Source organism: Pseudomonas sp. LA5, from assembly GCF_028640825.1.
GTDB classification, from domain to species: domain Bacteria; phylum Pseudomonadota; class Gammaproteobacteria; order Pseudomonadales; family Pseudomonadaceae; genus Chryseomonas; species Chryseomonas aestiva.
Genome location: NZ_JAQYZY010000026.1, coordinates 1 through 7,715 on the forward strand (window position 1 = coordinate 1; position 7,715 = coordinate 7,715).

At 66.1% G+C, this 7,715-nt stretch carries 4 protein-coding genes and 1 pseudogene; 4 read left to right on the plus strand and 1 reads right to left on the minus strand.

From position 1 onward, the window contains the following. Window positions 1-236 (plus strand): annotated as a pseudogene (locus tag PVZ72_RS08045) (IS110 family transposase); the annotation flags it as partial. Window positions 237-323: 87 nt separating this feature from the next. Here the strand turns inward: PVZ72_RS08045 and PVZ72_RS08050 are convergent. Continuing rightward, window positions 324-755 carry a DUF4174 domain-containing protein gene (locus PVZ72_RS08050; protein ID WP_273861645.1) on the minus strand — a complete coding sequence of 144 codons (432 nt, stop codon included), beginning with the start codon at window positions 753-755 and terminating at the stop codon, window positions 324-326. A 363-nt stretch (window positions 756-1,118) separates the two neighbouring features. On the opposite strand from PVZ72_RS08050, the gene leuA reads away from it, so the two are divergent. From leuA to PVZ72_RS08065, 3 genes are all read left to right on the plus strand, one after another. After that, window positions 1,119-2,789 (plus strand): 2-isopropylmalate synthase, encoded by a 1,671-nt coding sequence (gene leuA, locus PVZ72_RS08055; RefSeq protein WP_133862752.1) that lies wholly within the window; start codon window positions 1,119-1,121, stop codon window positions 2,787-2,789. Window positions 2,790-2,929: 140 nt separating this feature from the next. Further along, the gene (locus PVZ72_RS08060) at window positions 2,930-6,241 is read left to right on the plus strand and encodes an EAL domain-containing protein (RefSeq protein WP_273861646.1); all 3,312 of its coding nucleotides are present in this window, start codon (window positions 2,930-2,932) and stop codon (window positions 6,239-6,241) included. Window positions 6,242-6,294: 53 nt separating this feature from the next. Continuing rightward, the gene (locus tag PVZ72_RS08065; protein WP_273861647.1) at window positions 6,295-7,245 is read left to right on the plus strand and encodes an aldo/keto reductase; all 951 of its coding nucleotides are present in this window, start codon (window positions 6,295-6,297) and stop codon (window positions 7,243-7,245) included. Window positions 7,246-7,715 lie beyond the last annotated feature (470 nt).

Here is a 7,715-nt window from a genome sequence, read left to right on the forward strand (position 1 = left end):
GCCATACCGGCATCTCGCGCATGGGATCGGTCCGCTTACGAAGTGCGCTATACCTACCCGCCGTCGTGGCGCTGACCTACAACCCGGCTATCAAGGCGCAAGCCGAGCGTCTGAAAACCAGGGGGAAGAAAGGTAAACAAACCGTCTGCGCCGCCATGCGCAAGCTGCTGACCATCGCCTATGGCGTGCTCAAATCAGGCAAGCCTTTCGACCCTGCTTTAGCGATTGCACACTGAGGGGCGAAGACGGTATCTACACGGCGTCCGGCTGGTCTCGGAAAACCCCCTCTCCCCCCGGGAGAGGGCTGGGGTGAGGGTCCTGCCCTACCGCCGCATCGGCATCCGGTCGACCGTGCCGAACAGCGCCTTGAGCGACCACCCCTGCTGCTCTCGCACCTTGACCCCGCCGTCCTTGCCGACCAGATAGAGCGTCGCCGGCTGGCCGGTACGGGCGTCCAGCGCCTTGAGCAGCGCCCGGGCCTGCTCCGGCCGCAGCGGCTCGTCGTTGCGACTACCAGCGTCGCCCACCACCGTATAGAGCACCATCTCGCGCTCGACGAAGGCTTCGCGGTTGGCCGGCTGCGCCAGTTCCTCGCGGAGCTTCGCGACCTGGGGATCATTGGCCGTCGGCGCGACCAGGATCAGTGGTCGCGTCTTCCAGCGTTCCGCCTCCAGAGGGTTGTCGGCCGCCTGGGCCGTCGAGGCCAGACCGGCGACCAGGGTGGTCGCCAGGCCTACCAGTGCGAGAGTCTTCATGGACGCCTTCCTTTCGTTCGGTTGCCGGGAATCGTCCAGCATTGACCCCGGCCCGGCGCCAGGGGTCGCTTCGGCGATCTCGGGTTACACAAAAAACACCTCTCCTTCCATTTATAAATCACCAATACACAGCCACAACCGGCAATAAATCTCCACCAAAACCCCTTATGCGAACATTCCTGCCAATTTTAAAAAGAACATTGCGAGACCTGCCCTCGGCGGACTAACGTTAGCGCCATGCACAACGCCCATACCCTCATCCTCCTCCGGCAGCACCGCTGCCTGCGACTGGTCAGTCCACGACTGCGAAGCTCGACCGCGTTCGCTTCGTAAGTCCCGACCCCGCCCAAGGAAAGAATCCCCATGACCATGCTCAAAGATCCCTCGCAGAAGTACCGTCCCTTCACGCCCGTCGCCCTGCCCGACCGTACCTGGCCGGACAAGGTCATCGACAAGGCGCCGATCTGGCTGTCCACCGACCTGCGCGACGGCAACCAGTCGCTGATCGAGCCGATGGATGCCGAGAAGAAGATGGCCTTCTTCAAGTGCCTGGTCGCCGTGGGCCTGAAGGAGATCGAGGTGGGCTTTCCCTCCGCCTCCCAGACCGACTTCGACTTCGTCCGCGAGCTGATCGAGGGCGGTCATATCCCCGACGACGTCACCATCCAGGTGCTGACCCAGGCCCGTGACGACCTCATCGAGCGCACCTTCGAATCGCTCAAGGGCGCCAAGCGCGCCATCGTCCACTACTACAACGCCTGCGCGCCGAGCTTCCGCCGCATCGTCTTCGGCCAGGACAAGGCCGGTGTCAAGGCCATCGCCGTGGCCGCCGGCCAGACCATCGTGCGCCTGGCCGCCGAGCGGCCGGAGACCCAGTGGGGCTTCGAGTATTCCCCCGAGGTGTTCAGCTCCACCGAGACCGACTTCGCCGTCGAGGTGTGCAACGCGGTGATCGCGGTGTTCGCACCGACCCCAGCCAACAAGCTGATCCTCAACCTCCCGGCCACCATCGAGTGCGCCACGCCCAACAACTACGCCGACCAGATCGAGTGGTTCGGTCGCCACATCGACCGCCGCGACAGCGTGCTGATCAGCGTCCACACCCATAACGATCGCGGCACCGGCGTGGCCGCCTCGGAACTGGCGGTGATGGCCGGCGCCGATCGCGTCGAAGGCTGCCTGTTCGGCAACGGCGAGCGCACCGGCAACGTCTGCCTGGTGACCCTGGCGCTCAACCTCTACACCCAGGGCGTCGATCCCGAGCTGGACTTCTCCGACATCGACGCCGTGCGCAAGACCGTCGAGGAGTGCAACCAGCTGCCGGTGCACCCGCGTCACCCCTATGTCGGCGACCTGGTCCATACCGCCTTCTCCGGCTCCCACCAGGACGCCATCCGCAAGGGCTTCGCCCAGCAGAAGCCGGACGCCCTCTGGGAGGTCCCCTACCTGCCCATCGACCCGGCCGACATCGGCCGCGACTACGAGGCGGTCATCCGCGTCAACAGCCAGTCGGGCAAGGGCGGCATCGCCTTCCTGCTGGAGCAGGAATACGGCATCAGCCTGCCGCGTCGCATGCAGATCGAATTCAGCCAGGTGGTGCAGCGCGAGACCGATCGCCTGGGCCTGGAGATGAGCGCGGCGCAGATCCATGCCCTGCTCGAACAGGAATACCTGCAGGCCAAGAGCCCCTACGCTCTGGTCAGCCACAAGCTGCGCGAGGAAGATGGTACCTCCACCGTCGACATCAAAGTCGCCGTCGAGGGTCGTACCGAGCATTGGCACGGCACCGCCAAAGGCCCGCTGGAAGCCCTGGTCGCCAGCCTGCCCCAGGCGGTGGAGATCATGGACTACCACGAGCACTCCATCGGCGCCGGCGCCAACGCCAAGGCCGCCTCCTACATCGAGGTCCGCCTGGAAGGCCAGCGTCCGCTGCATGGCATCGGCATCGACGAGAACATCACCACCGCCAGCTTCCGCGCCCTGCTCAGCGCCCTGAACCGCGCGGTCACCCAGGCCCAGGCCAAGGCCGCCTGACGCTGACGTTGGTCAAGCCCAAGGGAATACCGACCGGTATTCCCTTTTTTTATGGCCAACCAGCGGAGATACTCCCCACTTCCTCGGGATCGTCTCGTCTGCCCGGCACCTGCCGGCCGAGCAGTGTGTCTGGATAGGCAATGACTTCCACTCTGTCGCGAAATACCTCTCCGCTGCGTGACGCCACCGCGCTGGCACTGCTGTTCCTGCTCAGCTCGGTCCTGTGCATCCTCTTCACCCGCCAGGCGTCCACCACCGTGGCCACCCTCTGGCTGCCCAATGGCCTGGCGATCGCCTGGCTGCTGCGCTCGGCGCCCCGCCGCTGGCCGCTGCAACTGCTGGCGATCTGGCTGGCCGGCACCCTGGCCGAGCTGCCCTTCAGTGGCCAGCCGGCCATCGGCGCGCTCTATTCCCTACCCAATCTGGCCGAGATCCTGTTCGGCACATGGCTGCTGCACGATCGCATCCTCCATCCCGAACGCAATGTCGCGGCCATGGGCCGCCTGCTGTTCTACGGGGTACTGGTGACACCCCTGGCCGGCACCGCTCTGGGAACGCTGATCGCCGCCCAGCAGGGCAATCCCGAGCTGCTGCGGGTCGCCTTGCACTGGTACCTCGGCGACGCCCTCGGCCTGCTGGTGGTGATGCCCCTGGCCTTTCTCCGCCGTCCGCTGCAGTGGCAGCAGTTCAGCCGCCAGGGCGCCCGCGAATTCGTCGTCCTGCTGCTGATCAGCCCCGGGCTGGTGCTCGCCCTGCTGGCCTACGTGCCCTATCCCTTCGTCTACGTCTCCACCCTGCTGCTGCTGATGACCCTGAGGCTCAGCGCCGCGGGTACCGCAGTGGTGGGCGGCCTGAACATCCTGATCTTCACCTACCTGGTGGCCCACGGTTATCTGCTAGGTGTCCGCGGCGCCTCCCTGGTACAGGAAGCCCTGACCTACATTCCCGTGGCCCTGATGCAGATTCCACCGCTGCTGCTGGCCGCCGCCGTGCAGCAGAGCCACCACCACAACCAGCGCCTGGCGCGCAACGAAGCGCGCTTTCGCCATGCCCTGAGCGCCGCGCCCTATGGCATGGCGCTGCTGTCGGTGGAGGGCCGCCTGAGCCAGGTGAACCTGGCCCTGGAGGCCATGCTCGGCTATCCGCGCCACAGTCTCGACGGCCGCTTGCTCAAGGAGCTGAGCGCCGACGCCGAAGAGTCCCTGACGATCGAGGAAGGCGACCAGACCCGCCGTCTGCTGCACCGCGACGGCCAGGGGCTGTGGATGCAACTGGCACTGTCGCCCGACCATGACGACGGCGACCTGCTCACCGGCTATCTGCTACAGGCCCGCGACATCGACGCCCAGCGCCGCGCAGAGGCGACCAACGCCAGGCTGCGCGAGCGGCTGCAACTGGCCATCCGTGCCAGCAACGTGGGAATCTGGGAATGGGACACCCGCAGTCCGGGCTTCAATGCCGACGCCCGGCTGCGCGATCTCTATGGCATCGCCCCCGACAATCTCAGCCGGGACATGGACTTCTGGCTCACCTTCATCCACCCGGACGACAAGGCGCGCTCGCTGGAGGTGTTCGAGAAGGTCGTCAGCGAGTCGATGTTCTACACCTTCAACTTCCGCATCAATCGTGGCGGTCCCGGCGGCGAGGTCCGCCATATCCGTTCCGAGCTGATCTCGGTGGTCGAGGCCGACGGTCATGTACGCCTGGTCGGCAGCAACCGCGACGTCACCGAGCACCACCAGCTGACCACGGCGCTCTACGAGGAAAAGGAACGGCTGCAGGTCACCCTGGCCTCCATCGCCGACGCCGTGCTGACCACCGACATGGACGGCCGCATCCTCTTTCTCAATCCGGTCGCCGAACAGCTGACCGGCTGGTCGCTGGCGGATGCCCAGGGTCGACCCCACGAAGAGGTCTTCCGTATCCACGACAGCCAGAGCGACGAGGTGCTGCCCAGTCCGGTGACCCGCTGCCTGCGCGAGCAGACCATCACCTCGCTGGACGAAGGCGCGGTGCTGCTCAGCCGCCAGGGCGAAAGACACGAGGTGCAGGACTCCGCCGCACCGGTACGCACGGTGGATGGCCACATCATCGGCGCGGTGCTGGTGTTCCAGAACGTCACCCATGCCCGCAACCTGCAGCGCGAGCTGAGCTACAACGCCTCCCACGACGCCCTGACCGGTCTCTACAACCGCCTGAAGTTCGAGCAGGAGCTGGACGCCGCCTGGCAGCAGGCCCAGGCCGGCACCATCCAGCATGCCCTGTGCTTCATCGACCTGGACCGCTTCAAGGTGGTCAACGACTCCGCCGGCCATGCCGCCGGCGACCTGCTGCTGCGCGAACTGGGCACCCTGCTGCGCAATTCCCTGCGTGGCTCGGACGCGGTGGCACGCATCGGTGGCGACGAATTCGCGCTGCTGCTGCGCGACTGCGACCTGGTACAGGCCGAGGCCGTCGCCGAAAAACTCATCGCCAGCATAGGTGCCGTGCGCTTCAACTGGCAGAACCGGATCTACGACGTCGGCGCCAGTGCCGGCATCGTCGCCATCACCGCCGAGGCCCGCAGCCCGGCCGAATTGATGAGCCAGGCCGACGTGGCCTGCTACACCGCCAAGCACGCCGGGCGCAATCGCGCGGCGCTCTATCGCGCCGGCAGCGAGGACGTGGAGCGCCAGCACCGCGAGATCCTCATGGCCAGCGGCCTGCGCGAGGCCCTGGAGCAGCACCGCTTCGAGCTCCACGCCCAGACCATCGTCCCCACTCGCGCCACCGGCAGCACCGCGCAGCACGTCGAGCTGCTGCTGCGCCTGCGCGATGTCCAGGGTCAGCTGATCTCGCCGGCCACCTTCATCCCGGCCGCCGAGCGCTTCGGCCTGATGAGCAGCATCGACCGCTGGGTGGTGCGTCAGGTGCTGGTCGAGCTGGTGCCCTGGCTGCAGGAACGACCCGAGCTGCACGTGGGCATCAACCTCTCGGGCAACAGCCTGAGCGATCCCGACTTTCTGCCCGAATTGCTGGAGCTGATCACCGCCTCGCCGCTGGATCCGCAGCGCCTGCTCTTCGAGCTGACCGAGACCGCGGTGATCAACAAGCTCTCGGTGGCCTCCGCGCTCATCAGCCAGGTCCGCGAACGCGGCTGCCGCATCGCCCTGGACGACTTCGGCGCCGGCCTCAGCTCCTTCGCCTACCTCAAGCACTTCCGCGTCGACTACGTGAAGATCGACGGCAGCTTCATCCGCACCCTCGATCAGGATCCGCTGGATCGCGCCATCGTCGAGTCCATCAACCAGGTCGCCCATCACCTGGGCGCCGAGACCATCGCCGAATTCGTCGAATCCCAGGCCACCTTCGAATTGCTCGGCACCATCGGCGTCGACTACGCCCAGGGCTACGCCCTCGGCAAACCCCTTCCCCTGCGGGAGTGGCCGGGGTCATCACGCCTCGAACCTTGAGCCGCGGCCATCGGTCGTAACCTGCATGACGCCCCCAACCGGATGAGGATTCCATGCACACACGTACCCTTGGCCACTCAGACCTCCAGGTGCCGCCACTCTGCTTCGGTGGCAACGTCTTCGGCTGGACGCTGGACGAAGCCCAGTCCTTTCGCATGCTGGACGCCCTGCTCGAGGCGGGCCTGACCTTCATCGACACCGCCGACGTCTATTCGCGCTGGGCACCCGGCAACAGCGGTGGTGAATCCGAGACCCTGCTGGGCAAATGGTTCGCCCGCAGCGGCAAGCGCGACCAGGTGATCCTGGCCACCAAGCTGGGCATGGACATGGGTGAAGGCCGCAAGGGCCTCAAGGCCAGCTATGTGCAGCAGGCGGTGGAGGCTTCGCTCAAGCGCCTGCAGACCGATCGCATCGATCTCTATCAGGCGCATTGCGACGATGAGGACACGCCGCTGGAGGAAACCCTGGGCGCCTTCGCGCGGCTGGTGGAGCAAGGCAAGGTGCGGGTGATCGGCGCATCCAACTACAGCGGCCAGCGCCTGCGCGAAGCGGCCAGGATCGCCGAACGCCTGGGCGTGCCGGCGTACCAGAGCCTGCAGCCCCACTACAACCTGCATGCACGCCAGGATTACGAGACCGACCTGGAACCGGTGGTCGAGGAACTCGGCCTGGGCGTGATCAGCTACTTCTCCCTGGCCAGCGGCTTCCTGACCGGCAAGTACCGCACCAAGGACGATCTGCAGGGTTCGCGCGCGGAGATGGTCAAGCGCTACCTGGACGAACGCGGCATGGCCATCCTGGCCGGCCTCGACGAAATCGCCGAAAAGCACGACGCCACCCCGGCCCAGGTCGCCCTGGCCTGGCTGATCGCCCGCCCCAGCATCACCGCGCCCATCGCCAGCGCCACCTCCCAGGCCCAACTCGACGACCTGGTGGCCGCCACCCGGCTGCAGCTACCGGCCGATGACATCACCCTGCTGAATCAGGTCAGCGCCTATCGCTGAGGTGTCGTGACCACGGACGCGCACGGAGCAGCCCCCCTCTCCCTTTGGGAGAGGGTGATCCCACGCAGCCGATATCAAGAGTGGAAAAGGCTGCGCCGTTTTCCACGCTACGCATCGGTCACCTCTGCAGCCGCTGATGATCTACCTGGCCGCCAAAACCCAGCGCCCGCTCGGACAACCCCCTCTCTCTCCGGGAGAGGGCCGGGGTGAGGGTGGCTCCAGCAGCCGATATCAAGAGTGGAAAAGGCTAAGCCATTTTCCACGCTACGCATCAGCCACCTCTGCAGCCGCTGATGATCTACCTGGCCGCCAAACCACCCCCCACTCGGACAACCCCCTCTCCCTCCGGGAGAGGGCTGGGGTGAGGGTGATCCCACGCAGCCAATGTCCCTGTGGAAAAGGCTGCGCCGTTTTCCACGCTACGCATCAGTCACTTCTGCAGCCGCTGATGATATACCTGGCCGCCAAAG